Below are 22592 nucleotides of genomic sequence, written 5' to 3'. Positions count from 1 at the left end.
GGGGGGGGGGGTGGTGGCGGGGCCCGCGCCCCCGCCCACCACGGGATGGATCAGCAGCTGGACTTGTAGACCGCGTCGGCGCCATCGGTCTCCAGGTTGTCCTGGGTGATGATGGTGAACCCGGTCTGGATCTGCTCCTCGGTGGGCTCTCCGGCGAGCGCCTTCAGAGCCTGCTCGAGGCCGTCCTTGCCGATGGTGGCCGGCTCCTGCGCGACGAGCGCCTGCACGGTGCCCTCGCGCAGCGCCTCGACCTGGGCGGGGCCAGCGTCGAAGCCGACGATGGTCACGTCGTCGGTCTTGCCGGCCTGGCGCACACCGGTCGCGGTGCCCTCGGCGGCGAACAGGTTCGCCGCGAAGATGCCCACGATGTCGGGGTTCGCCTGCAGAGCGGCCGTCACGATCTCCGCCGCGGTGGCCGGCTCGTTGTGGCTGTACTCCACGCCGAGCGACTCGAACTTCGAGTCCGCCGCGACGGCGTCCTCGAAGCCCTTGGCGCGAGCGTCCGTCGTCGAGATGCCCGGGTCGACCGAGACCACGAGCACCTTGCCGCCGTCCGGCCGCGCGGCCTTGATCGCCTCGAAGGCGGCCTTGCCGCCGCCCTCGTTGTCGCTGGAGACCTGCGACACCGCCATGGACGGGTCCTCCAGCGTGGTGTCCACGAGGACGACCTTGATGCCGGCGTCCGCCGCGGCCTTGATCGGCGCGTACATGGCCGTCACGTCGGTCGGGGCGATCATCAGGATGTCGGGCTTGGCGGCGACAGCGGCGTCGACCAGCGGCTTCTGCAGTGTCGGGTCGAACTTCTGCGGGCCCTGCACCGTGACGGTGGCGCCCGCGGCCTCGGCCGCCTCCTTGATGCCGCACTCCATCGAGATGTAGAACTCGTCGCCGGCGACGCCCTGCACGAACGTCACCGTCGCCCCGTCGGTGCTGCCGCCGCTGGGCTCCCCGCTGCTGGTCGGCGTCTCGCCGCTGGAACAGGCGGAGAGGGCCAACGCGGCAACAGCGCCGAGGGCCGCGGCACTGAGTGCCTTCTTCTTCCACGTCATAGTGTTTTCTTTCTCTCTGTGGTGGTTGGGTTGTTTGCGACCGGCGCGCCTCAGGTGCGCCGGCCTCCGCTGAAGAGCTTGCTCCAGAGGCTTTGGGTGCTTCCTCGCATCGCGGCAGCGCGACGCGCCTGGTCGATGTAGACCGCCGCGATCAGCACGGCGCCGACCGCGATCTGCTGCCAGAACGGCTGGACGCCGGTGATGACGAACCCGTTCTGCAGCACGGCCGGGATGAACAGGCCGACGACGGTGCCGAAGATCGTGCCGACGCCGCCGAACAGCGAGGTGCCGCCGATGACGACCGCCGCGATGACGTTCAGGTTGGTCTGCGACTGGCCGGCGATGGCCGTCGTCGAGAACTGCGAGAGCGAGAGGATGCCGGCAACGCCCGCGAGCCCGCCCGTCATCGTGTAGATGAGGATCAGGTGGCGGTCGACCTTGACGCCGACGCGTCGGGCGGCGAGCTCGCTCGAACCGACCGCGTACGTGTAGAGGCCGAACTTCGTGTAATGCAGCAGGACGCCGCCGATCACCAGCAGCACGAGCGCGATGACCGAGATCGTCGGGATCGTGCCGAACACGTTGCCGTAGCCGATGGTCTCGGTGAGCACGGTGGGAACCTGCCGGATGTCGATGCCGCCGGTGATCACCTGGGCAAGGCCCAGGGCCATGCCGAAGGTGCCGAGCGTGACGATCAGCGGCGGGATCTTGCCCTTCGCGATGAGGAAGCCGTTGAGCAGGCCCCACGCGATGCCGGACGCGACCGCGACAACGATGCCGACGGCGGCCACGCCCCATCCCTGCCCGCCCATCTCCCGCATCACGATCGCCGACACGACGCCCGAGAACACGAGCACCGACCCGATCGACAGGTCGATTCCGGAGGTGATGATGACGTAGGTCATGCCGATGCCGAGGACGGCGAGGATCGACGCGTTCTGGATGATCAGCCGGAAGTTCGACCACTGCGCGAACGTGTCGGGCGCGAGCACGCAGAACACCAGCACGATCAGCATCAGCACCAGCAGGATCTGGAACTGCTGTGCCTTCAGCATCCGTACGAAGGCGTTGGGCTTCGGCTCGGTCGTGCCGATCGCCACCGTCTCGGTGCGAGGTTTCGTGTTCACTTCTCGCCCTCCTGGGTGATCGCGCCGGTCATGTAGCCGACGAGGTCCTCCATCGTGGTCTCCTTGGCGTTGAGCGTGGCCACGCGGCTGCCCAGCCGCAGCACCTGGATGCGGTCGGACACCTCGATGACGTGCGGCATCGAGTGGCTGATGAAGACCACGCCGATGCCCTTGTCGCGCACGCGCCGGATGGTCTCGAGCACGTTCTTGGTCTGGCGCACGCCGAGGGCGGCGGTCGGCTCGTCCAGGAACACCAGGCGGTCGGCCCAGTGCACGGCGCGGGCGATCGCGATCGCCTGGCGCTGCCCGCCCGACATCTCGCCGACCGGCGAGGTGAGCGACCGCACCGTCGCCCCCAGGTCGTCGAACGCGGCGCGCGAGGCGACGGCCATCTCCTTGGTCTTCATGAAGCCGAACAGGCCGCCGATGCCGCCTGCCGGGATCTCACGGCCCAGGTACATGTTCTGCACCGGGTCGAGGTGGGGCGCCAGGGCGAGGTCCTGGTAGACCGTCTCGATGCCCAGCGCGCTGGCCTGGCGGGGGTGGGTGAACTCGATCGGCTCGCCGTCGAACTTGATGGTGCCGCTGTCCAGCGCGAGGTTTCCCGACAGCGCCTTGACGAGGGTGGACTTTCCGGCTCCGTTGTCGCCGATCAGCGCGGTGACCTCGCCGGGATACACCTCGAAGTCCGCTTCGTTGAGGGCTCGGACGTGGCCGAACTGTCGCGACAGGCCTCGAGCCTCGAGCACGGGTACGGGCATGTCAACTCCTTTCGGTGTGTGTGCGGATGGGGGTCGTGCTGGTCATTGCTGCTCCGATCTGGTGGGCGAGAGGTCGACGGCGTGCGCCGCCAGGAAGGAGGAGGCGAACTCCTCGAAGCGTTCGGCGCGCGAACCGGAGGCGGCGAACGCCGCGAACAGGGCGGCGCCGTACGCGGTGCCCTCCTCGTGGGGCGCGATCGACACGGCGGGCAGGATCAGCTCGCGCGCGCGCACGACGCTCGCCATCTTCGACCAGCCTCCGGTGAGCAGAGTGGATGTCGGCGCCGCCACCTCGCGGTCCATGACCTCCATGAGCTCGGCGCACATGTCGTTGCCGTGCAGCAGCGTCGCGCAGAACAGCTCTTCGGGCGAGAGCCCGTCGCTGTTGGCGGCGACCTTCAGCACGCCGTCGTTGTTGCGCGCGCCGGAGACCTCCAGCGCGCCGCCGCCGAGCCCGCCCCGCACCGGCAGCCCCATCACGAGCTCGTCGAGCGCCTTCCGGCCGCGTTCGTCGCGCACGCCGAGCAGCTGCAGCACGCGCCGCATGAGCAGCCCCGCCTTGGTGCCGGCCAGCAGCACGTACTTGCCCGGCAGCACGTGTCGCACGGTGTTGATCCCCGCTTGCGCGAGCCGGTCGCGCGCGTCGAAGGGCAGCGTGTCGTCGAGCACGCGCACGAGCGCCTCAGCCGTGCCGATCGAGTCGTACAGCTCGCTCGACGCCGTCGCGCCCACGGCGACGGCCGAGACGAGATGGTCGTGGCCGGCCACGGTGAGCACCGCGCCCTGGAAGGCCGTCGGCATCCTGTCGTCGCGCACCTCGCCGACCGCCTGCCCCGCGCCGACGCGCTCGGCCAGCAGGCCGGGGCCGACACCGACGACATCGAGCGCGGCATCCCACGGCTCGGAGTCGTCCTGGTCGATGAGTCCCGTCCGCGAGACGAGGGAGTACTCGGCCACGCGCGGGCCGCCGAGGCCGTGCACGATCGACTCGGGCACGTTGAGGAACGTCTTGCCCTCCAGCGCGACCCCCGACTCTCGCAAGTAGAGGATCTTCGAGATCGTCGCGAGCGGGCCCACCGGCAGCCCCGTGCGGCCCATGAACTCGTCGCGGAACTCCTGCGGCGTGCGCAGGATCTGCTCGCCTCCGCGCGGGTCGAACCACGCCATGATCGGCGCCGCGGGGGTGTCGTCGGCATCCAGCAGCACACCGGCCTCCGCCATACCCGAGACGGCCACGGCGAGGATGCGGTACGCGCCGCTCTCGGAGAGCGCGGAATCGGCTTCGGCCGCCAGCTCGCGCACGACCGACAGCGGCTGGTCGGCGGGCATCTCCGCCTCGCCGTTGTCCAGGCTCGTCCACGGCGAGCGCCGGCTCACCACGAGCACCTCGCGGCCGTCGGGCGTCGCGACGAGCAGCTTGATGCTCGTCGAGCCGATGTCGATTCCGGCGACGTAGTCCGTCAACGCACGCCTCCCGACCGCAATGTCGCGGGCCAGCCCGCCCCGGGGCCGGCCACCAGCACCGTGGCGTCGCCGCTCGCGCGCCACGCGCCGAACGCGTGGGGCACCGCGTACGCTTCGCCGCCGCGCACGGCGACGGCGGTGCCGTCGTCCGCGGTCAGCGCGCCCTCGCCCTCGGTCACGAGAACGACGGCAAAGCCCGCCTCGAAGGCGGCGCCGGCGGCCGCCGTGCGCAGCCGGAAGTACGGGTCGGCGGCGGCGGGGAGCACCGAGCGGGTCGTGCCCCGCGGCGCGCCTTCGCCCGCGGGGCGGACGAGGGCGGCGAGCTCCTCCGGGCCCAGCGCGGCGGTGGAGACGGCCGGCATGACGGTGTCGAACCCGAGGTCGAGGTGCGACTGGTCGCGCGTCGAGGTCGTCACCGACCACTCCAGCAGGATCGAGAAGTCGGTGGGCTCCTGCACCTCCATCACGAAGATGCCGCCGTCGATCGCGTGCGCGGTGCCGGCGGGCACGAGCACGCCCATGCCCTCGTGGGCCACGACGCGGTTGAGGTGGTCGAGCATCCACTCGCTGTCCTGCGCGTCGCGTCGGCGGTCGAGCTCGTCGCGGTCGACCCTCTCTCGCCAGCCGACGTAGAACGCGCAGTCGGGCTCGGTCTCCAGCACGTACCACGCCTCGGTCTTGCCGTACGGGCAGTCCAGGTGCGCGGCGGCGAAGCCGCGCTCGGGGTGCACGTGCACGGGCAGCCGCTGGCGCGCGTCGAGCAGCTTCACCAAGACGCCGACATCCGACGCGGAGCTGCCCGCGCCCTCGCCCACCCACGCGCGCGGCGCCGCGGCGACGAGGTCGCGCAGCACGTCGCCGTCGGCGGTGACCGCGAGCCCGGTGACGGGGTCGCCGAACCGCGTCACAGTCGCGCCAAGCCACTCCTCCGGCTGCCGGTCCGTCTCCGGGACGATACCGCGCAGGGCCGCGATGCGATCGCCGCCGCGGTAGAAGTGCTGCACCGGGTTGGGCGGGAGCAGGACGGGCTTCACGTGGGGACTCCGATGCGGGTGGTGGATGGCGCGAGCTCGCCCGAGCCGCGGCGGATCGTCGAGGTCGGCACCACGATGCGCGCGGGAGGCAGGTCGGGCTGGGCGATGAGCTCCCGCAGCCGCTCGAAGGCGGCGGTCGCGATCGCCCGCGGGTCTTGGTCGATGCACGTGATCGCGGGCTGCACCGCGTCGGCGAGCTCGAAGTCGCCGAACGAGATGAGCGCGGGGGTGGCGGCGCCAGTGGTGCGGATGGCGTCGATCGTCGCGATCGACGCGCGCACCGTGCCGCACAGCACGGCCGTCGGCGCGTCCTGGCGCGTGAGCAGCTCGGCGGTGAGCGCCGCCATCGACGCGCGGTCGCGGCCGTGGCGCACGATGAGCGTGTCGTCCACCGCGAGCCCCGCGTCCGACATCGCCGAGTGGAATCCGCGCAGGCGCGCCGTGTTGGTGGGGTAGCGGTCCTCGCGACCGACGAAGCCGATGCGGGTGTGCCCGTGCGCGATGAGCTGCGCGGTGGCGGCGCAGGCCGAGCCGAAGTCGTCGATCACGACCGAGTCGACGCCCTCGCGCGCGCGGTCGGCGCACACGATCGGGAAGCGGTGGCGCAGCGCCCTCAACTGCTCGGCGTCGACGGCCACCGGCGCGATGATGAGGCCGCGCAGCTGGTTGCCGGCCAGGCGCATCAGCTGGTCGTTCTCGCGCTCGGCGTCGAAGCTCGTGCTGGCGACGAGCACCATCAGCTCGTGCTCGAGGGCGAGCTCGTCGATGACGCTGGCGAACTCGGAGAAGAACGGGTCGGAGAAGGCGTCGATCAGCAGCCCGATCGCCTCCGCGCCCCCGGTCTTGAGCGAGCGCGCCATCGTGTTGGGCACGAATCGCAGCTCGCGGACGGCGTCGAGCACGCGCTCGCGCGTCTCGGGGCGCACGCCGCGCTCGTCGTTCATGACGCGCGAGACGGTCTTGATGCTCACCCCGGCGCGGGCGGCGACATCGGTGATGCGGGCGCGGCCCATGGCGACCGGTTCCGCGGAACCGGCTGCGCCTTCGCTGTGCGCCATGGTGCTCCTCGACATCATCGTCGTCCACGGTGTGGGATCTGAAATTGCCCTGCTGGAAGCTATACTCGGCTCGTTACGACAACGTTGTCAAGAGCGATACGGAAATGTTATCCAAGCCGATTCGGAAGACCCCCCGAGAATGAGATTCCTGGTCGTCGCCGGCGCCGCCGGCGTGGGCAAGAGCACGCTGGCGCGCGCCCTCGCACGGGTGCTCGCGCTGCCGGTCGTCGACCTCGACACACTCACGAACCCCCTGCTGGACGCCATCGCCGAGCGCGCGTTCCCCGGCGCCCACTGGAACGACCCGGCGCTGCGCGAGACCGTGCGGCCGGCTCGCTACGCGGCAGTGCGGGCCGTGATCGCCGAGCAGGCGGACGCCGGGGTGGGCGCGGTCGCGGCCGCCCCGTTCACGGCGGAGCTGACGGGCGGGCCCGAGTGGGAGCTGCTCGTCCAGGCGTGCGGCCAGGAGCCGGTCGTGGTGTGGCTGGAGGCCGACGACACGGTGATCGCCGCGCGTCGCGCGCAGCGCTCCGCCGCGCGCGACGCGCACGCGCTGCCGGCAGCCGGCATCCCGCCCGCAGTCCCCCACCTGAGACTGGACGCGTCGCTGTCACCGGCCCAGCAGGTGACGCGCGTGCTGCGCCACCTCGGCGTGCACCGCGAGCTGGCAGCCGACGCCCCGCTGCTGTCCCGACGGTTCGCGGCGGGGCTGTTCGACCTCGACGGCACACTCATCGACTCGACCCCGGCCGTGCTGCGCTCGTGGAGCCGGCTCGCCGCCGAGTACGGCGTCGGGCTCGACCTGCTCGCCTCCGGCCACGGGCAGCCGGCATCCAGCCTGATCAACGCGATGTTCCCGCCCGAGCGCGTGGACGAGGCTCTCGACCGCATCTCCGAGCTCGAGGCGGAGGATGTCGCCGACGTCGCGCTGATCCCGGGCTCGCGCGCCGTGTTCGAGGCGATTCCGCGCCGCGCGATCGTCACGAGCGGCACGCGGCTGATCGCCGGCAACCGCATCGCCGCCGCCGGGGTTGCGCGGCCCGACGTCGTCGTGACGTTCGACGACGTCGAGCGCGGCAAGCCCGATCCCGAGCCGTTCGCGCGCGCCGCCGCCCTGCTCGGTGTCGCGGGGGCGGACTGCGTCGCGTTCGAGGACGCGCCAGCCGGCATCGTCGCAGCCCAGGGCGCGGGCTGCGCCGTGGTCGCGATCACCGGCACGCACGACACGGCCGAGCTGGGCGCGGCCGACCTCGTGGTCGACCGGCTCGACCAGCTCGAGGTCGTGCCCGACGGCGACGGCTTCCGCCTCGCGATCCGCTGAGCGCTGCCCCGCCGCGCGCAGGAACGCCCCGCGCGGCATCCGCGCCCTCTTCCCCAATCAGGACATTTCGCGTGCGCAGGACGGCCACTCGAGTAATCGTCCTGACTACGCCGAATCCCCTGATCTGGGGAACTCACCAGCATCCATGCCGCCTTCTCCAGATCAGGAACTTTCGCGTGCGCAGGACGGCCACTCGAGTAATCGTCCTGACTACGCCGAATCCCCTGATCTGGGTGAACCGGTGGGGGCCTGGATGGCGTCGTCGACCGCCGCGACGACGCCCCCGGCGCGGATGAGCTCGCGCATGCGCAGGAACTCGGCGACGAACACGGGATGCCGCGCCAGCCCGAGCGGCTCGAACGTCGAGACGCCGAGCACGGCCAGCGGATCGTCGCCGTGCACGAGAGTCCAGTCCCGCTCGGTGAGCGACGGCTCCGCGAGCGCGAAGGGGGCGCCGCTCTCGTCGACGCCCGACAGGTACCGGTCGTAGCAGGCGAACAGCAGCGCCTCGCGCCGCACGTCGGCGCCGCGCTCGAGCAGCTGCTCGACGGTCGCGGTGTGGAACACCGGGATCTTCGCCGCGCCATCGCCGGCGATGCGGACGAGCTGGTCGCCGATCGCCGGGTTGGCGAAGCGGCCGAGCAGCAGGTCGCGGTACTCGTCGAGCGCGACGCCCTCTGGCGCCTCCAGCAGCGGCATAACGTCGACGCGCAGGAACGTGTCGGCCAGCGCCCGCACCCGATCGTCGCGCATCGCCTCGTCGACGAGACGGTGCCCGAGCAGCAGAGCGGGGTACGACAGCAGCACGTGCGACGCGTTCAGCATGCGCCCCTTCACGGCCTCGAACGCCTGCACGTCGGGCCGCAGCTGCACGCCGACCGCCTCCAGAGCCGGCCGGCCGGCGGGGAAGTCGTCCTCGACGACCCACTGCAGGTAGCTCTCCGCCACGGCCGGAAGCTGATCGTCGATGCCGCTCGCGGCGGTGAGGCGGGCGCGCTGCTTGGCCGGGACGTACGGCGCGATCCGGTCGACCATCGAGTTCGGGAAGGCGACGTTCTCCTCGATCCAGCCCGCCAGCTCGAGGTCTGTCGCGGCGGCGTAGCCGACGACCGCGCGGCGCGTGGTCGCTCCGTTGTGGCGGAGGTTGTCGCACGAGACGACGGTGAACGGCGCGACCCCGGCGGCGCGACGGCGGGCGAGCGCGCGCACGAGATAGCCGAACACGGTGGCGGGATGCCGCGCCGCGCTGTCCGCGGCCGTGTCGTCGACGACGTAGCCGCCCTCCGTGATGGTGAGCGACACGATCCGCACCGCAGGCTCGGAGAGCAGCCCAAGCACGCGCTCGGGCTCGGCCGGGGCGTGCAGGTAGCCCACGAGCGACCCGACGACCGCCACGGTGCTCGTGCCGTCCGGGTCGAACTCGGTCACGGTGTAGAGGCCGTCCTGCGCGCGGAAACGCTCGGCCTTCTCGCGCGCCGCGGAGCCGTCGGAGACGCCGATGCCCACGATTCCCCACGACAGGTCGTCGCCCCGCCGCAGCGCGCGGTCGACGTACAGCGCCTGGTGCACGCGATGGAAGTTGCCGACCCCGAAGTGCGCCCAGCCGACGGTCACGGCCGCGCGGTCGTACGGCAGCTCGTCGTGGGCCGCCTCGGCGATGGGTTTCACGCGGCGCTCTCGCGTGTGACCACGACCTTGACCTCCTGGCCGCCCGCCGACGCGGCGAACGCGCGCGCCGCCTCCTCGAGCGGGAAACGGGCGGTGACCATGTCGTCGGAGCGCACCGCGCCGGACGCGATGATCTCGATCGCCGTCGCGTAGTCGACCGGCAGGTAGGTCGCGCTGCCCTGGATGCGCACCTGGCGGTCTTGCACCAGCGGAAGGGGCACCGTCACGGGCCGGGTGGGCACTCCGACGATCACCACGGTGCCGGCCTTCATCGCCATCTCGATCGCCTGGTCGAGCGTCGACTGGATCGAGACGCAGTCGAAGACGACATCCGCGCTCTCGCCCAGCTCGGCGCGCACCGCCGCCACGACGTCGGGGCGCGTCGCGTCGAACACGGCGTCGGCGCCGAGCTGCAGCGCGCGCTCGCGCTTGCCCTCCAGCGGGTCGGTCATCACGATCGTGCGCGCCCCGGCGTGCCGTGCGGCGGCGAGCACGAGCAGGCCGATCGTGCCCGCGCCGATGATGACGACCGCCTTGCCCTCGACTCCCCCGCTCAGCCGCACGGCGTGCACCGGGGTCGCCAGCGGCTCGATGAGCGCGGCATCCAGATCGCTCATCCCCGCCGGGATGGCGTGGAGGCGGTTCGCCGGAACCGTGAAGAAGTCCGCCATCCCGCCCTGCTCGTAGCCGCAGCCGAAGAATTGCAGCCTCTCGCAGAGGTTTTGCCGGCCGGTCGTGCACATCTTGCAGTCCCCGCACGGCAGCGTCGGCTCGACCGTGACGCGATCGCCGACCCGCACGCTCTCGACGCCGTCGCCGAGGGCGCGCACGACGCCGACGACCTCGTGGCCGGGGTGGTAGGGCAGCGGGACGAACGGATGGTGCCCCGCGGCGGCGTGCGTGTCAGAGCCGCAGACGCCGCTGACGACAGTCTCCACGAGCGCCTCGCCGGCGAGCGGCTCAGGCCGGGGCGCGTCGACGAGCGTGATGCCCGCGGCGCTGACGACAACGCGTTTCATGTCGGGCCTCCTCCTCAGCGCGCGGTGTAGCCGCCGTCGATCGGCAGCGAGACGCCGGAGATCATCGACGCCTCGTCGCTGAGCAGGAACACGATGGGGGCGGCGATCTCGTCCTCGGTCGCCCACCGGCCGAGGGGCATCTGCGCGAGGAAGGGCTTCTCGATGTCTTCCCTCCCCCAGTACCAGGCCGACATCGGGGTCATCACGACAGTGGGGTTGACGCCGTTGACGCGGATGCCGTGCGGGCCCAGCTCGAGGGCGGAGACCCGCGTGATGTTGTCGAGTGCCGCCTTCGACGAGCCGTACGAGATGTGGCCGGTGAGCGCGACGAGGCTCGCCTGGCTGGAGACGTTGACGATCGCGCCGCCCCGGCCCAGCCGGATCATCTCGCGCGCCGCGTACTTGGTGACCAGCAGCGCGCCGCGGGCGTTGATCGAGATGACCTTGTCGAACACCGCGATGTCGGTGTCTTGCGGCGTGGCGATCTCGCCGCCGTACCCGGCGCAGTTGACCACCCCCCACACGTCGAGTCCCTCCAGCGCGTCGCGGATCGCGTCCTCCGACTCGAGGTCGAACGCGAGCGGACGCGCGCCGGTCTCGGCCACGATCTCCGACAGCGACTCCGCGTCCCTTCCTGCGGCGATGACCTCCGCGCCGCGGTGGACCAACTGGCGCACGGTGGCGCCTCCGATCCCCCCGGCCGCGCCGGTGACAAGGACGGTGCGCCCCTCGAAATCCCTCACGCGAGTGTTCCCTTCTTGGTGACTAGACTCTCGGCCGTGGCCGACTTGAACAGCTCGACGCTGAGCTCCGCATCCGACAACGTTGTCACGCCGAGCTACGATCGCGACAGAACGATACCCGGAGTCGTGCACTTCGGTCTAGGCGGGTTCAGCCGCGCGCACCTCGCAATGTACCTGGACGGCCTGCTGAACGACGGCGGCAGCGCCGAGTGGGGGCTGTCGGGCATCGGGCTCATGCCGTTCGACGCTCGCATGCGCGACACGATGGCCGCGCAAGACCGCTTGTACACGCTCGTCACGCGTTCCCCCGACGGCGGCGCCGACGCCCGCGTCGTCGGCGCCGTCGCCGAGTACCTGTTCGCGCCGGACGACCCCGAGGCGGTGATCGAGCGCCTGGCGGCGCCGACGACGCGCATCGCGACGCTCACCGTCACCGAGGCCGGCTACGGCATCGACCCGGCAGACCCGGTGGCGCGGCCGGCGACGGTGTGGGGCTTTCTCACGGCCGCCCTCGCGCGGCGGCGGGAGTGCGGCATCCCTCCCTTCACGGTGCTGTCGTGCGACAACATCCAGGGCAACGGCGAGGCCGCCCGCGCAGCGCTCACCTCGTTCGCGCGACACGCCGACCCGGAGCTGGCCGACTGGATCGGCGCGGAGGTCGCCTTCCCGAACTCGATGGTCGACCGCATCACGCCCGCGACCACTCCCGACGACCTCGACGCCGTCGAGGCGCTCACGGGCCTGCGCGACGCGTGGCCGGTGTGCTCGGAGCGCTTCGCGCAGTGGGTTGTCGAAGACCGCTTCCCGCAGGGGCGCCCCGAGCTGGAGCGGGTCGGCGCGCAGTTCGTGGCCGACGTCGCGCCCTACGAGAAGATGAAGCTGCGGCTGCTCAACGCGTCGCACCAGGCGATGGCCTACCTCGCGCTGCTCGAAGGCTTCACCCACGTGCACGAGGTGTGCGATGACGCCGATTTCGCCGGATTCATCGCCGACTACATGCGTGACGAGGCCGAGCCGACGCTCGACCCCGTGCCCGGCATCGACCTCGCCGACTACCGGGCGCAGCTGATCGCGCGCTTCTCGAACCGGGCGATCAAAGACACCCTCGCCCGCCAGGTCGTCGACAGCTCCGACCGCATCCCGAAGTTCCTCGCGCCGGTGATCGCCGACCGCCTCGCGGCGGGCGCCGGCATCGCGCGCTGCGCGCTCGTGCTCGCCGCGTGGCGGGAATGCCTGCTGCGCGGCGCGCGCGACCCCGAGGCGCGGCTGGTGACCAGCGACGCCCGCCTCGCCGAGCTCGAGGCCGCCGCCGTGGCCGACCAAGAGCAGCCGGGCGTGTTCGTCGCCCGCGCGCTGGGGATGGACGACGCCCGCCTCACGGTGGCCTACATCGCCGCCGGCAAGATGCTGCGCGAGCGGGGCCCGCGCGGAGCGATCCGCGCCGTCGCCGCCGGGGGCTAGAGACTGCCGGCGAGCTCGAGCTCCACACCGAGCTCCAGCGCCGCGCCGGGCTCGAGCGCACGCAACAGGCCCCGCTCGCGCGCGTCGGCGCGCCCGAGGATCGTCGGCGCCGTCGCCGGCTCGATGCCGAGCACGTGGCATCCCGGCTCAGCGACCCGCCACTGGAACAGGCCGCGCAGCGCGCTCGCGTCGAAGCGCACGCGCGCACTGAGCCCGCGTGGATTGTCCACCACCACCTCGGCCTCGCCGCCGGCCGGCAGCGCGTGCGCGAACACCTGCTCAGGGTAGGGGTGCGCCGGCGCCGGGAACGTGTCCCACCTCGCCCGCCCGGCCGCGGCCGCGGCGTCGCGCGGCTCCACCGCCAGCGCGGGGCTGACCAGCCGCGTGCCCTCGTCGACGAGCGGCCAGCCGAAGTTCACGTGGTACAGCACCATGGGCTCGACGGCGTCGTTGCCGCGGTTGACGACGACATCGGCGATGCGCAGCCGGGTCTGGCCGATCGGCGACGTGATCCGCCGGCGCAGCTCGAGGTCGGAGCCGAAGAGGGATGCCTCGCGCACGACGCCCTCCACGACCACCTCGTCGTCGACGACGTCCGCCCGCACGACGCGGGCAGAAAGCGACGAGTACCGGCCGTGCATCGGGTGCGCGATACCGCCGTCGACTGCCTGCGGCCCGTAGTTGAGCAGGCCGCACGTCGTGACGAGTCCGCCGCCGAAGGCGCGCGCCCACCCCCGGCCGTCGGCAGCGTCGGCGTTCAGCGGCGGGAAGCCGGTCGCCGACGTCCACGCGATCGGCACGCCGTGCGCGCGCACCTGCGCGACATCCAGCCCCCGATCGGGCAGCAGGTCGACATCGAGAGGGCCGTTGACGACGCGGATGCGGCGGCTCCCCGCCGCCGTCGACGCCTCGATCGACGCCACGGGCTCCAGGCCGCCGAGCCGGGCCCGCGCGTCGGCCAGCGGCATCCCGTACAACTCCCGGGTCATCCTGTCCCCTCCCGAATGTCGGAGAGTCGGCTCACTGTCGGAGCATTCACGCCGAATCCTCCGACATCCGCCCGATTCTCCGACGTTCGCGACTCACGCTTCGCGCGTGATCGTCACCTTGACGTGCAGCGTCGACTTGAACGGCCCGGCGTAGACGCCGCGCAGCGGCGCGACGTCGCTGTAGTCGCGGCCGCGGCCGACCAGCACGTGCCGGTCGCCGATCTCGATGTTGTTGGTCGGGTCGAACCCCTGCCAGTCGCCCGCGAACCACTCCACCCACGCGTGCGACTCGCCCGCGACGGCCTCGCCGATCGCGGCGTCCGGATGCGGGTGCAGGTAGCCCGACACGTAGCGCGCCGGGATGCCCACCTCGCGCAGCGCGCCGAGGGTGACGTGCGCGATGTCCTGGCACACGCCCTTGCGCGCCTCCCACGCCTCACGCGCCGTGGAGTGCACGCCGGTGACGCCCTGCATGTACTCGACCGCGTCGCCGACCGCCATCGCGATCTCGTGCGCCGCCCGGCCGGGATGCGCATGCGCGCCGGCGATCGAACGGGCGAGGTCGACGACTTCGGGATGCGGCGCCGTGCGTGCGGACTGCGCCAACTGCTCGACCGCTTCGATCGAGCGCGCCGCCTCGAGCGCCAGCCGGTCCCACAGCAAGTCGGCGTGCTGAATGGGCCGCGGGCGCACCTCGACGAGGCTGCGCGCCGTGATGCTCAGCTCGCGGTGCGGCGAGAGCACATCGAACGCGCTCACCTTCGTGCCGAAGTAGTCCACGTACGCGTTGACCGCGGTGGAGGGGTCGATCTCCAGCGACGAGCTCAGCACGAACTGCCCGTCATTCGTGGAGGGCAGCATGCGCGCCTCGTTGTACGACGCCGACACCTCGCCCTCGTAGCCGAAGCCGGTGGCGTGCTCTATGCGGAGTCTCTTCATGCCTGTTGCTCCCGCTTGCGGGGGCAACGCCCCGGTTGGTGAGCCTGTCGAACCATCATGACGTCTCTCCGATCCAGCTCGGTTCGGCGTGGGTGGGGAAGAACCGCTGGCGAATCGCCTCGGAGGCCTCCCTGGTGACCGCCTGCACGCGGTCCATGTGCTCGGGCAGCTCGGAGAGGATCTCGCCGATCGGGCTGTACTCGAGGTCGTTGCGAATGCGCCCGAGCGCCCGCAGCACTTGGTTCGAGTGCCCGACCCGGTCCTCGCGCGGGTCGATGGCGCGCATGCACTCCTCGGCTGCGGCGACGGAGTACACGATCGACCGCGGGAACAGCCGGTCCAGCAGCAGGAACTCGGCGGCGTTGTTGGCGCTCGGCATGCCGCGGTATGTGCGCAGGTAGGCCTCGTACGCGCCGCACGAGCGCAGGATGGTCGTCCAGGACGGACCGGATGCCTCGGTCAGCGACCGCGTCGCGAGCATGCGCGCCGTCATGTCGGCGCGCTCGATGCTGCGGCCGAGCGTGAAGAACTGCCACGCCTCGTCGCGGCTGGTGGACGAGTCGACCACCCCGACGGCCAGCGCCGCCCGCTCGCGCACCCACTGGAAGAACTCGTGCACCTTCTCGTTGTTGATGCGCCGCGGCATCCGCGCGTTCGTCGTGTTGAGGCACTCCCACAGCTCGGTGCTCACGATCTCGCGGGCGCGCCGGGCGTTCTCGCGGGCCGCGGCGAGGGCGTAGGCGATGCTCGACGGGTTGACGCGGTCCACGGCCAGGCGCGCCAGCACGTCGCCGCGGCGCACCTGGTCGACGCCCTCGGGCGGGAACGAGCCCATGACGCTCAGCAGCGACCGGCACGCGGTGTTCTCGTCGATCCACGGGTCTTCCAGCAGCAGCTGCAAGTGGACGTCGAGGATGCGCGCGGTGCCGTCGGAGCGCTCGATGTACCGCCCGATCCAGAACAGCGACTCGGCGATGCGGCTCAGCATGCTGCACCTCCGGCGTCCGCCACCGTCTGCGTTTCGTCTCGTCGCTGCGCTCCTCGCTCAACGACCGGGCTGTCTGCCGTGCCGCCCGTTGAGCGAGCGAAGCGAGACGAAACGCCAAACGCCTGCTGCTGCTGTTGCTGTTGCTGTTGCTGTTGCTGTTGCTGTTGCTGCTGGGAGCGGTCGCGCGGCGCGTCTTGCGGCGAGTGCGCCGGCTCGGACTGGGTGTCGTAGATGATCGGGATCGCGGCGGTCTCGGTGGCGTCGTGGTCGCTGATGTGGCCGGTCCGGCCGGGGCGCCGGCCGTACTCGATCTGGCCGGGAGCCGAGCCGCCGACGATCCACGTGTCCTTCGAGCCGCCGCCCTGGCTGGAGTTGACGACGAGCTGGCCCTCGGGCAGCGCGACCCGGGTGAGCCCGCCGGGCAGCACCCACACGTTGTCGCCGTCGTTGACCGCGAACGGCCGCAGGTCGGCGTGGCGCGGCCGCATCCCGTCCTCCACGAGAGTCGGGATGGTCGACAGCATCACGACCGGCTGGGCGATCCACCCGCGCGGGTCGGCGCGCAGCCGCTTGCGCAGCTTGTCGAGCTGGGCGGGCGAGGCGTCCGGCCCCACCACGAGCCCCTTGCCGCCCGAGCCGTCGACGGGCTTGACGACGAGCTCGTCGAGCCGGTCGAGCACCTCTTCCAGCGCTCCCGGGTCTTCGAGGCGCCACGTGTCGACGTTCTTGAGGATCGGCTCCTCCGACAGGTAGTAGCGGATGAGGTCGGGCACGTACGTGTACAGCAGCTTGTCGTCGGCGACGCCGTTGCCCACCGCGTTGGCGATCGTGACGTTGCCCAGGCGCGCCGCGAGCATGAGCCCGGGCGCGCCGAGCATCGAGTCGGCGCGGAACTGCAGCGGATCGAGGAAGTCGTCGTCGACGCGGCGGTAGATGACATCCACCCGCTTGGGCCCGCGGGTCGTGCGCATGAAGACTTTGCCGCCCGCGCAAATCAGGTCGCGGCCCTCGACGAGCTCGACGCCCATGAGCCGTGCCAGCAGCGTGTGCTCGAAGTACGCGGAGTTGTAGACACCGGGGGTGAGCACGACGACGTTCGGATCGTCGATGCCGGGCGGCGCGGACGCCCGCAGCGCGGACAGCAGCTTGTTCGGGTAGTCGCCCACGGGGCGCACGCGCATCGACACGAACAGCTCGGGCAGGGTCTGGGCCATCACGCGGCGGTTCGAGATGACGTAGCTGACGCCGGACGGCACGCGCACATTGTCTTCCAGCACGCGCATTTCGCCGTGCTCGTCGCGGATGAGGTCGATGCCCGACACGTGGATGCGCACGCCGTTGGCGCTGTGGATCCCCGCGGCCTGCCGGTAGAAGTACTGCGACGAGGCGATGAGGGCGGCCGGAAGCACGCCGTCCAGCACGCAATGCTGCCGCCCGTACGCGTCGTCGAGGAACGCCTCGAGCGCGCGCACGCGCTGCTTGACGCCGGCCTCGACGCCCGACCACTCGTCGTAGGCGATGATGCGCGGCACCGCGTCGAGCGGGAACGGCCGCTCCTCCCCCGCGAAGTCGAACGTCACGCCCTGCGCGAGGTACGAGCTGGCCAGCGAGTCGGTGCGGCCGCGCAGCTCCTCTTGCGTCATGCGGGCCAGCGCGCTGTACAGCTCGCGGTACGCCTCGCGCGACTCCGCCGCGGCGCCGGGGTGCTCGGGAACGCCGAACATCTCGTCGAAAGCCGGGATTCCCGATGCCGTCTTGCGGGGGGCCAACGTGGAGCCATAGCCGTCGAACAGGTCGCCCATACCCAGACTCTAGTGCCGCTCGTGTTGCCGCAGTGTTTCACGACGCCCTTCAGCGGCCCCGCTCCGGCTTTGCCGAGATCAGGCGATTTCGCGCAGTCAGGACGCCGTGCGCGGAATCAGCCCGACCCGGCGAAATATCCTGATCTGGCGAACTGAGCGGGGCGAGGCCGCCTTCAGCCGGCGAGCACCGCGCGCAACTGTTCGATCGCCCAGTCCAGCTCAGTGGAGCGCACGACGATGGGCGGCGCGATGCGCACCGTCTGCCCGTGCGTGTCTTTGAGCAGCACGCCGCGCCCCAGTATCCGCTCCGCCACGTCGCGGCCCGTGCCGACGGCCGGGTCGAGGTCGACTCCTGCCCACAGGCCCGCGACGCGCACGTCCGTGACGCCGTGGCCGACGAGCGCGCGCAGCCGCGCCTCGAGGTGCGCGCCGAGCGCCACGGCGCGCTGTTGGAACTCCCCGGTCGCCAGCATCTCCACGACCCGCAGCCCGATCGCGGCGGCGAGCGGGTTGCCGCCGAAGGTCGAGCCGTGCTCGCCCGGGCGGATCACACCGAGCACGTCGGAGTCGGCGACGACCGCCGAGACGGGCAGGATGCCGCCCCCCAGCGCCTTGCCGAGCAAGTACACATCGGGCACGACGCCCTCGCGGTCGCACGCGAAGGTCGTGCCCACGCGCCCCAATCCCGACTGGATCTCGTCGGCGACGAACAGCACGCCCCGCCGGTCGCACAGCTCGCGCACCGCGCGCAGGTAGCCGTCGGGAGGGATGACGACTCCCGCCTCGCCCTGGATGGGCTCGATGAGCACGGCCGCGGTGTGCGGCGTGATCGCCGCCTCGACCGCCGCGGCGTCGCCGAACGGCACCGGAACGAACCCGGGCGCGTACGGCCCGAAGCCGTCGTGCGCGGCGGGGTCGTCGCTGAAGCCCACAATCGTCGTGGTGCGCCCGTGGAAGTTGCCGTGCGCCACGACGATCTCCGCCGCGCCGGCCGGCACGCCTTTCACGCGGTAGGCCCACGCGCGGGCGACCTTGATGCCGGTCTCCACCGCCTCCGCGCCGGTGTTCATCGGCAGCACGAGGTCTTTGCCGCACAGCTCGGCCAGCGCCGCGGCGAACGCGTCGAGCCGGTCGTTGCGGTACGCGCGGCTGGTGAGCGTGAGACGGTCGAGCTGCTCGGCGGCGGCGGCCATGATCGCGGGATGCCGGTGCCCGAAGTTCAACGCAGAGTATGCGGCGAGCAGGTCGAGGTAGCGCTTGCCCTCGACATCCGTCACCCACGCCCCCTCGCCGCGGGCGACGACCACCGGCAGCGGATCGTAGTTGCGGGCGACGTGCTCCTGCCCGCCGCCCGCGCTCATGCGCGCCCTCGCAGCTCGAGAGTGCAGCACTTGATGCCGCCGCCGCCGAGCAGCAGCTCGGACAGGTCGACGAGCACCGGGTTGTATCCTCGTTCGCGCAACTGGGCCTCGAACCCCGTCGCGCGCGGCGAGATGACGACGTTGAGCCCGTCGCTCGACGAGTTCAGCCCGAACACCGCGCCGTCTTCGTCGGACGCGCGGATGGCGTCGGGGAACCGCTCGGCGAGGACTCGTTGGCTGCGCTCGTCGAACGCGTGCGGCAGGTAGGCGATGTTGGCCCTGTCGACCCCGCCCGGGCCGACGACGGGGTCGAGCACCGAGATCGCGGTGTCGAGGTGGTAGAACCGCGGGTCGACGAGGGTGAGCGAGACGACCTCCTTGCCGAACACGTCCCGCAGCTCGCGGTGGCTGTCGTCGGTGGAGCGGAAGCCGGTGCCGGCGAGGATCGTGTCGCCGGCGAGCAGGAAGTCCCCCTCGCCCTCGTTCACGCAGACGGGGTCGACCACGTCGAAGCCGTGGCTGGCGAACCAGGCCATGAAGGCCGGTGCCTCCGGCCCGCGCTCGCGGTAGCGGAACTTCGCGCCGTACGCGACGCCGTCGATCACGAACCCGCCGTTGGCGGTGTAGACCATGTCGGGCAGCCCCTCGACCGGGTCGATGAGCTCGACCTCGTGGCCGAGCGCGAGGTACGTATCGTGGAGCACTTGCCACTGGCTGAGGGCACGGGCGGTATCGGTCGGCTTGGCCGGCTCCATCCACGGGTTGATCGTGTAGCTGACCGTGAAGTGCTCGGGCCGGCACATGAGGTAGCGCCGACGGTGCTGCACGCGGGCGGGCGCGGCGGACGTCGAGGATTCTGGATGCGTGGACAATTCAGCTCCTTCGCGAAGGTGGCGGACGCTGTCCAGAGGCCCAGAGGGCACGCCGGCATCCATTCTCGCACCTCCGGCGATCGATCTTTCCTGCAACGCGATCGCACATCAGGTTGCCGGAGCGGGCACCGACCGGGAAAGCTGTGAGGCATGGCGCGCCGCACAGCCGAGGAGACTCGGCGACTGATCCTGGATGCCGGCTTGCAACTGCTGCTCGAGCGGGGAGCGTCCGCCGGAGTCCAGCACATCCGGTTGCAGGAGGTGCTGCGCGGCGTCGGGCTGACCACGGGGGCGGCATACCGCATTTGGGCCGACCAGACCGACTTCCACCGCGATCTGGCCATCGAGATGATGCGGCTGCGCTTCGACTCGCCCGCCTCCAGCGCGATCGCCGCTGTCGCCGGCGCTCTGGACGGCGACGGCACGATCGACGACGCGATCCGGGCGGCGGCGCTGGACCACGTGATCTACGCCGCGCAATTCCACCTTCGACCCGAGTCGCGCGACTCGCACGCGTTCATCACCGCACTCGCGCTGCGCACGGCGGCGGGGGCGTGGCCCGAGCTGCGCGAGGCGAGCGCCGAGCGCCACGAGGAGTCGATCGCCGACTTCTGCCGTTTCTACACCGCGATGATGGACCGCTTCGGGTACCGCATGCGGCGACCGTTCACGGTGCGCGACTTCGCCGAGGCGATGGCGGCGCTGGGCGAGGGGTTCGCCGTCCGCGCCGCGGAGGGCCTGGACCACCCCATGCTGGAGATCGCCGAGGACGACGAGTCGGCGCCGGGCCAGTGGACGCTGTTCGGCATCGCCGCGCGCGGGCTCGTCGACACGTTCATGGTGCGCGACTCGCCTTCAGCAGACGGAAGCAGCGGCCCCGGCGGCGGATAGCCCCCCGCCCGCCGGGGCCGCTTCAGTCCCCAGAAGGTCTGGGACGAGGACGGCTCCCGAACTCAGCGCCCCACACGCCGATACCATCCGTCCCACGACCCATCCTGACCGAGCCGCGGCGGAAGGTATAGAAAGATAAGTTCTTTCTCTGAGGCTGCCGAATCCGGCCTCAGACGACGGCCTGGCTCCACGGGTCGGGGTTGCCGAAACGGTGCGCGGTGATCGCGATCGCCTGCTCGTGCACGAACGGCAGCAGCTCGATCCGCCCCGCCGTCGTGACCTCGTCGGCGTACACGGCGAGGTCGGGGTCGCCGCCTGTCGCCTCGGCGAGCGCGAGACGCAGAGCGGCGACGGAGTCGGCCGCTCCGACCAGGCGCACGCGCGGAGGGCGGGATGCGGCCGGCTCGCCGCCGTCGTCGCGCACCGACATCCGCTCGACCCACTCCTGGTCGGTCTCCACCCACACCGGCACGCCCAGGTCGCCGAGCAGCCGCCGCACGTCGGCGGGGAGCCCCACGGGGGTGCTCACCGAGAACGCCGACCCGGCGCGAACGCCGGCGACGATCACGCGCAAGAGCGCCTGCCAGCCCGCATCGCCGGCGGCGCGCACCGCGACCGGGACAGGCCGGTAGCGGAACAGGTTGCGCTCGACGGCGAGTCGCGAGACGTCCTTGACCTGCCCGAACTCGCGGTCCCACGCGATCGCGTCGGACAGCGCCGCGCGACGCACCCACTCGAACGCCTCGTAGTCCATGCTCGGCTGCGCCGCCTCGATGAGCAGCGCGATGCGGCTGTCCAGCCCGCGCAGGTGCAGCGTCGTGGACGGCGCCGCGCTCGTGGAGGCCCGCCACGAGCCGAGCCCGATGAGGTAGTTCGGCCCGCCCGCCTTGGCGCCCGCGCCGACCGCCGAGCGCTTCCAGCCGCCGAACGGCTGGCGCTGCACGATCGCCCCGGTGGTGCCGCGGTTGACGTAGAGGTTGCCCGCCTGCACGGTGTCGAGCCACACCGCGAGGTCGTCGGGGCTCTGCGTGTGCAGCCCTGCGGTCAGCCCGTACGCGACGGCGTTCTGCAGCTCGATCGCGGCGGTGAGCGACGGAGCCGTCATGATGCCCAGGACGGGGCCGAAGAACTCCTCGAGGTGGAAGCGCGACCCCGGCTGCACGCCGGTGCGGATGCCGGGCGACCACGTGTTCGCAGCGAGCGCCTGGGGCTCCACGAGCCACTTCTCGCCCTCGTCGAGGGTCGTCAGCGCCCACTCCAGCTTGCCGTGCGGCGGCTCGATGAGCGGGCCCATCTCGCTCAGCGCGTCGTCGGGCGGCCCGACGCGCAGCGAGCGCGTGGCGTCCTCCAGCTGGCGGAAGAACCGCTTCGAGCGCGCGACGGGCCCGACGAGGATCGCGAGCGACGCCGCCGAGCACTTCTGCCCCGCGTGCCCGAACGCGCTCTTGACGAGGTCGGCCACCGCGAGGTCGAGGTCGGCGGTCGGGGCGATGACCATCGCGTTCTTGCCGCTCGTCTCGGCGAGCAGCGGCAGGTCGGGCCGCCACGAGCGGAACATCGCCGCCGTCTCCCACGCGCCGGTCAGGATGACCCGGTCGACGTCGGGATGCGACACGAGCCGCTGGCCGAGCGCGCGGTCCTCGAGCCGCACGAGGGCGAGCACGTCGCGGGGCACGCCCGCCTCCCACAGCGCCTCGGCGACGACGGCCGAGCACCTGCCGGCCTGCCGCGCGGGCTTGAACACGACGCCCGAGCCGGCGGCCAGCGCCGCGAGCACGCCGCCGGCCGGAATCGCGATCGGAAAGTTCCACGGCGGAGTCACCACGGTCACGCGCGACGGCGTGAACACCGCGCCGCTGATGCTGTCCAGCTCGCGCGCGGTCGCCGCGTAGTAGGCGGCGAAGTCGACGGCCTCGCTGACTTCGACGTCGGCCTCGGCGAGCACCTTGCCGGTCTCCGACGCGGCGACCTCGATGAGCTCGGCCCGACGCGCCTCCAGCGCCGCGGCGGCGCGCCGCAGCACCGCCGCGCGGTCGGCGGCGGGC

General features: G+C 71.8%; 19 protein-coding genes. 3 read left to right on the top strand and 16 right to left on the bottom strand.

Going from position 1 to position 22592, the window contains the following annotated elements:
* Nucleotides 1-50 precede the first annotated feature (50 nt).
* The 6 genes from QM611_RS10645 to QM611_RS10620 are packed head-to-tail and all read right to left on the bottom strand — an operon-like array spanning nt 51 to nt 6493.
* The gene (locus QM611_RS10645) at nt 51-1049 is read right to left on the bottom strand and encodes an ABC transporter substrate-binding protein (protein ID WP_415079896.1); all 999 of its coding nucleotides are present in this window, start codon (nt 1047-1049) and stop codon (nt 51-53) included.
* A gap of 50 nt (nt 1050-1099) precedes the next feature.
* Nucleotides 1100-2176: an ABC transporter permease gene (locus QM611_RS10640; protein ID WP_415079895.1), complete on the bottom strand. Its 1077-nt coding sequence runs from the start codon at nt 2174-2176 to the stop codon at nt 1100-1102.
* Entirely contained in the window at nt 2173-2937 is a 765-nt protein-coding gene (locus QM611_RS10635; RefSeq protein WP_415079894.1) for an ATP-binding cassette domain-containing protein, read from the bottom strand. Before QM611_RS10635 ends, QM611_RS10640 begins: the two co-directional genes overlap by 4 nt.
* A 42-nt stretch (nt 2938-2979) precedes the next feature.
* Nucleotides 2980-4401, bottom strand: coding sequence for an FGGY-family carbohydrate kinase (locus tag QM611_RS10630; protein WP_415079893.1), 1422 nt, complete (start codon nt 4399-4401; stop codon nt 2980-2982).
* Nucleotides 4398-5435 (bottom strand): hypothetical protein, encoded by a 1038-nt coding sequence (locus tag QM611_RS10625; protein WP_415079892.1) that lies wholly within the window; start codon nt 5433-5435, stop codon nt 4398-4400. The genes QM611_RS10630 and QM611_RS10625 overlap by 4 nt, the downstream gene beginning before the upstream one ends.
* Complete coding sequence (locus QM611_RS10620; RefSeq protein WP_415079891.1) at nt 5432-6493, bottom strand: LacI family DNA-binding transcriptional regulator; 1062 nt, start codon at nt 6491-6493, stop codon at nt 5432-5434. Before QM611_RS10620 ends, QM611_RS10625 begins: the two co-directional genes overlap by 4 nt.
* A 139-nt stretch (nt 6494-6632) precedes the next feature.
* On the opposite strand from QM611_RS10620, the gene QM611_RS10615 reads away from it, so the two are divergent.
* Nucleotides 6633-7814, top strand: coding sequence for an HAD-IA family hydrolase (locus tag QM611_RS10615; protein WP_415079890.1), 1182 nt, complete (start codon nt 6633-6635; stop codon nt 7812-7814).
* Nucleotides 7815-8024: 210 nt separating this feature from the next.
* On the opposite strand, the gene QM611_RS10610 is transcribed toward QM611_RS10615, so the two are convergent.
* Genes QM611_RS10610 through QM611_RS10600 form a run of 3 tightly spaced genes read right to left on the bottom strand, consistent with a single transcriptional unit; the run spans nt 8025 to nt 11244 of the window.
* On the bottom strand, nt 8025-9482 hold the full coding sequence (locus QM611_RS10610) for a mannitol dehydrogenase family protein (RefSeq protein ID WP_415079889.1): 1458 nt from the start codon (nt 9480-9482) through the stop codon (nt 8025-8027).
* Complete coding sequence (locus QM611_RS10605; RefSeq protein ID WP_415079888.1) at nt 9479-10501, bottom strand: zinc-dependent alcohol dehydrogenase; 1023 nt, start codon at nt 10499-10501, stop codon at nt 9479-9481. Before QM611_RS10605 ends, QM611_RS10610 begins: the two co-directional genes overlap by 4 nt.
* A gap of 14 nt (nt 10502-10515) precedes the next feature.
* Nucleotides 10516-11244 (bottom strand): SDR family oxidoreductase, encoded by a 729-nt coding sequence (locus QM611_RS10600; protein ID WP_415079887.1) that lies wholly within the window; start codon nt 11242-11244, stop codon nt 10516-10518.
* 36 nt (nt 11245-11280) lie between these two features.
* Between QM611_RS10600 and QM611_RS10595 the strand changes: the two genes are divergently transcribed.
* A complete protein-coding gene (locus QM611_RS10595; protein WP_415079886.1) occupies nt 11281-12705 on the top strand; it encodes a mannitol dehydrogenase family protein in 1425 nt (474 codons plus the stop codon).
* Here the strand turns inward: QM611_RS10595 and QM611_RS10590 are convergent.
* The 6 genes from QM611_RS10590 to ddaH form a co-directional block, all read right to left on the bottom strand.
* Nucleotides 12702-13694, bottom strand: a complete 993-nt coding sequence (locus QM611_RS10590) for an aldose 1-epimerase family protein (RefSeq protein WP_415079885.1) — start codon at nt 13692-13694, stop codon at nt 12702-12704. The genes QM611_RS10595 and QM611_RS10590 overlap by 4 nt on opposite strands.
* A gap of 93 nt (nt 13695-13787) precedes the next feature.
* Nucleotides 13788-14633: a transglutaminase family protein gene (locus QM611_RS10585; protein WP_415079884.1), complete on the bottom strand. Its 846-nt coding sequence runs from the start codon at nt 14631-14633 to the stop codon at nt 13788-13790.
* Between the two features lie 55 nt (nt 14634-14688).
* A complete protein-coding gene (locus QM611_RS10580) occupies nt 14689-15621 on the bottom strand; it encodes an alpha-E domain-containing protein (RefSeq protein ID WP_415079883.1) in 933 nt (310 codons plus the stop codon).
* On the bottom strand, nt 15615-17423 hold the full coding sequence (locus QM611_RS10575) for a circularly permuted type 2 ATP-grasp protein (protein ID WP_415079882.1): 1809 nt from the start codon (nt 17421-17423) through the stop codon (nt 15615-15617). The genes QM611_RS10580 and QM611_RS10575 overlap by 7 nt, the downstream gene beginning before the upstream one ends.
* Nucleotides 17424-17596: 173 nt before the next feature.
* On the bottom strand, nt 17597-18784 hold the full coding sequence (gene rocD, locus QM611_RS10570) for an ornithine--oxo-acid transaminase (RefSeq protein ID WP_415079881.1): 1188 nt from the start codon (nt 18782-18784) through the stop codon (nt 17597-17599).
* Nucleotides 18781-19587, bottom strand: a complete 807-nt coding sequence (ddaH, locus tag QM611_RS10565) for a dimethylargininase (RefSeq protein WP_415079897.1) — start codon at nt 19585-19587, stop codon at nt 18781-18783. Before ddaH ends, rocD begins: the two co-directional genes overlap by 4 nt.
* Before the next feature lie 219 nt (nt 19588-19806).
* On the opposite strand from ddaH, the gene QM611_RS10560 reads away from it, so the two are divergent.
* Nucleotides 19807-20547 (top strand): hypothetical protein, encoded by a 741-nt coding sequence (locus tag QM611_RS10560; RefSeq protein WP_415079880.1) that lies wholly within the window; start codon nt 19807-19809, stop codon nt 20545-20547.
* 169 nt (nt 20548-20716) lie between these two features.
* On the opposite strand, the gene QM611_RS10555 is transcribed toward QM611_RS10560, so the two are convergent.
* On the bottom strand, nt 20717-22592 hold a 1876-nt coding region (locus tag QM611_RS10555; RefSeq protein ID WP_415079879.1), incomplete at its 5' end, for an aldehyde dehydrogenase family protein.

The organism is Microbacterium sp. (genome assembly GCF_047606685.1).
GTDB lineage: Bacteria > Actinomycetota > Actinomycetes > Actinomycetales > Microbacteriaceae > Microbacterium.
Note: the sequence above shows the minus strand (reverse complement) of the source record. Positions and strands in the feature narration are given on the sequence as shown.

What these genes read in the sequence shown, in the direction of transcription:
- QM611_RS10645 (WP_415079896.1), bottom strand. Translation starts at nt 1,049, where the DNA reads ATGACGTGGAAGAAGAAGGCACTCAGTGCCGCGGCCCTCGGCGCTGTT.
- QM611_RS10635 (WP_415079894.1), bottom strand. Translation starts at nt 2,937, where the DNA reads ATGCCCGTACCCGTGCTCGAGGCTCGAGGCCTGTCGCGACAGTTCGGC.
- QM611_RS10620 (WP_415079891.1), bottom strand. Translation starts at nt 6,493, where the DNA reads ATGGCGCACAGCGAAGGCGCAGCCGGTTCCGCGGAACCGGTCGCCATG.
- QM611_RS10615 (WP_415079890.1), top strand. Translation starts at nt 6,633, where the DNA reads ATGAGATTCCTGGTCGTCGCCGGCGCCGCCGGCGTGGGCAAGAGCACG.
- QM611_RS10605 (WP_415079888.1), bottom strand. Translation starts at nt 10,501, where the DNA reads ATGAAACGCGTTGTCGTCAGCGCCGCGGGCATCACGCTCGTCGACGCG.
- QM611_RS10590 (WP_415079885.1), bottom strand. Translation starts at nt 13,694, where the DNA reads ATGACCCGGGAGTTGTACGGGATGCCGCTGGCCGACGCGCGGGCCCGG.
- QM611_RS10585 (WP_415079884.1), bottom strand. Translation starts at nt 14,633, where the DNA reads ATGAAGAGACTCCGCATAGAGCACGCCACCGGCTTCGGCTACGAGGGC.
- QM611_RS10580 (WP_415079883.1), bottom strand. Translation starts at nt 15,621, where the DNA reads ATGCTGAGCCGCATCGCCGAGTCGCTGTTCTGGATCGGGCGGTACATC.
- QM611_RS10575 (WP_415079882.1), bottom strand. Translation starts at nt 17,423, where the DNA reads ATGGGCGACCTGTTCGACGGCTATGGCTCCACGTTGGCCCCCCGCAAG.
- rocD (WP_415079881.1), bottom strand. Translation starts at nt 18,784, where the DNA reads ATGAGCGCGGGCGGCGGGCAGGAGCACGTCGCCCGCAACTACGATCCG.
- ddaH (WP_415079897.1), bottom strand. Translation starts at nt 19,587, where the DNA reads ATGTGCCGGCCCGAGCACTTCACGGTCAGCTACACGATCAACCCGTGG.
- QM611_RS10560 (WP_415079880.1), top strand. Translation starts at nt 19,807, where the DNA reads ATGGCGCGCCGCACAGCCGAGGAGACTCGGCGACTGATCCTGGATGCC.